At 65.6% G+C, this 2,576-nt stretch carries 2 protein-coding genes; both read right to left on the reverse strand.

The annotated features are described in order from the left end of the window. Positions 1–166: 166 nt before the first annotated feature. Positions 167–1,108 (reverse strand): ABC transporter permease, encoded by a 942-nt coding sequence (locus tag ACY5KJ_RS18790; RefSeq protein WP_462189208.1) that lies wholly within the window; start codon positions 1,106–1,108, stop codon positions 167–169. 116 nt (positions 1,109–1,224) lie between these two features. Further along, positions 1,225–2,073 carry an ATP-binding cassette domain-containing protein gene (locus ACY5KJ_RS18795; RefSeq protein WP_462189207.1) on the reverse strand — a complete coding sequence of 283 codons (849 nt, stop codon included), beginning with the start codon at positions 2,071–2,073 and terminating at the stop codon, positions 1,225–1,227. Positions 2,074–2,576: the final 503 nt, after the last annotated feature.

Consider the following 2,576-nt stretch of genomic DNA (forward strand, 5'->3'; position numbering starts at 1 on the left):
CCTGTGGAGGGTTCAAAACGCGCAAGTTATTTCATTTCGACTCCTATGATTCCTTCGGGTGCTGATTGGTGCGTGAGTGGGGAAGTATCACGGCGTTACCGAGGAACTGAGAGTCGAGCGATCTCTGGCTTCGGCTTCGAGATATGCCGTGAAGGGAGACCCGGAGTCAGGTGGTCTTGGAGTAGGAACGGCGCACCTGGTCGCCCCAGAGGGCGAGGATGAGGGCGACGCCGACGCTGATCTGCGCGTAGAAGGGGTCGACCCCAGCGACGACGAAACCGTTCTGCAGTACGGCGGGGATGAAGACACCGATCAGTGCGCCGATGGTGCTTCCGACTCCGCCATAAAGACTGGCTCCGCCGAGCGCGACCGCGGTGATGGCGTTTAGGGCATCCGTGCTGTGGCCGCCGATGGTTGTGGTGGAGAAGCGGGCGAGGTTGAGGAACGCGACGAATCCGTACCCGAGGCCGGCCAGTGCGTACACCCTCATGGTGTGCAGATCGACCTGCACTCCGGCGCGCTGCGCTGCGATTCGATCGGATCCGATTGCGAAGGTGTAGCGGCCGAAGCGCGTCCTGCGGAGGCAACGGGTGGCCGCGACGACCACGACAGCGGCTATGATCACGATCGTGGGGATTCCGAAGACACGACCGATACCAACGCTTTTTGTAAGCGCGGCGGGCACCGTCGCAAGGTCGGTTCCCCGGCTGATCACGTAGGCGGCGCCCTGCGCGATTCCGAGCGTTGCGAGAGTTGCCACGAACGCTGCGAGCTTGAGCTTCGTCACCAGCAACCCATTCAGCAGCCCCCAGCCCAGGCCGGACACCAGTGCGACGACGAACCCGAGCAGGATGGCGTCCGCGCCGCCAGCTGTTCCGCCCATCGCCTGGAACGTCGTGGCCGTGATGACCTCGGTGAAGGCGATGATGCCGCCGATGGAGAGGTCGATCTGGCCACTGACGATGACAAACGTCGTCGCCATAGCCAGGACGATCAGGATACTGCTGTCCGAGACGAGGTTCTTGAGGTTGCCGACGGTGGCGAAGCCACCGGGCTGCCACACGCAGAACATCACGATCAGCGCGACGAGCCCGGCGAGCACGCCCACCTCGGGATTGCTGGCGATGCTCCGCAGGCGATAGGGATGAGCCGTTCCCGCGGTGCGCGAGGAGTCCATGTCAGTTGCCGTCGTGTGGTCGGTTGCCGTCGTGTGGTCGATTGCCATTAGCCGAGTCCCGTCATCGCGCCCACGAGCCGTTCCATGGTTGCCTCACCGATCGGGATCGATGCGACGCTGCTACCCAGTCGCATCACGACGATCCGGTCGACCACTTCCAATAGCTCGGGGATGTTGTGGCTGATGAGGACGACCGCGACGCCGCTGGCGGCTGCCTGCTTGACCAGCTTGGCGACCTGCTCGGTCTGGCGGACGCCGAGCGCGGCGGTCGGCTCGTCCATGAAGATGATGCTGCGGGAGAACGCCAGGGCCCGGACGACCGAGATGAGTTGCCGTTGCCCGCCGGAGAGGTTGCGGACCGCGACATCCAGCGAGAGCAGGCGCAGATCAGCCCGGTCGAAAACTTCGGTCGCTGCCTGCCGCATGCCGCGCTGGTCGAGCGTGCCGAGCAGCCTTCGGCCGGGCGCGAATCGTTCCCTGCCGAGGAAAAGGTTTGCGACCGGGTCGAGGTCGGGTGCCAGGGCAAGGTCCTGATGGACGACCTCGATACCGTGGGTGCGTGCCACGGTCGGTGACATGAGGTGCGCGGGCCGCCCGTCGATGTCGACGGTGCCGTTGTCAGGGCGAAGGGCCCCGGTGAGGGCCTTGACGAGAGTGCTCTTCCCGGCGCCGTTGTCGCCGACCAGGCCGATGACTTCGCCGGACGCGATCTGCAGATCGGCACCGCCAAGCGCCCGCACATGCCCGAACGATTTGGTGATGCCGCGCGCGACGAGCCGTGGCGTGTCCGGCACGTCGGTCGGCGGCGTTTGACCGGGTGCGGCGAGGCAGCCCACAAACTGGTCGCCCGCGAGCGGAATGCCCGTGCGCCGGACTGCGATGATCTGGGTCGTCATGGTCGTCCTCCGTCGGGAAGGAACGGGTCATGGACTGAGTGCGGTGTGGGCTTCGGAAGCGGTATTCGGCCAGCACGTCCGCGGTCAGGGTTTGCACGGCCTGTGTTCGTTCCGGGTCGGCGAGGACCACGCTGACGAGGGCCACCCATCGCACGGGCGATCACGTCCGCGACGTCCACATCATCAGGGCACAGGGCATCGGGCTGTTTCGGTTACTCGACGCCCTCTGCGGTGGGCCCTCGACGCTGGCGCCCTCCGCGCCGATAAACTCGATCATGGCGACCTCGGTCGGGGTCAACTGGATGTCCGCGGCGGCGAGGCTGTCGCATGGCCAGGGACAGGACACGGCGGGCTGGCCGACTGCATTGCGCTGCGCGTCAGCCGCGCGAGGGGTCGTGGTAGTCCTTGACGACGGTTCCGAAGTCAAGTTCCAAGTTCATGACGGTGTAAACCGCGCGTACCGGGCCGACTGGCTTGAGACGGGTGATTGGGTCTAGGGCCTG

The organism is Frankia sp. CcWB3 (assembly GCF_977927595.1).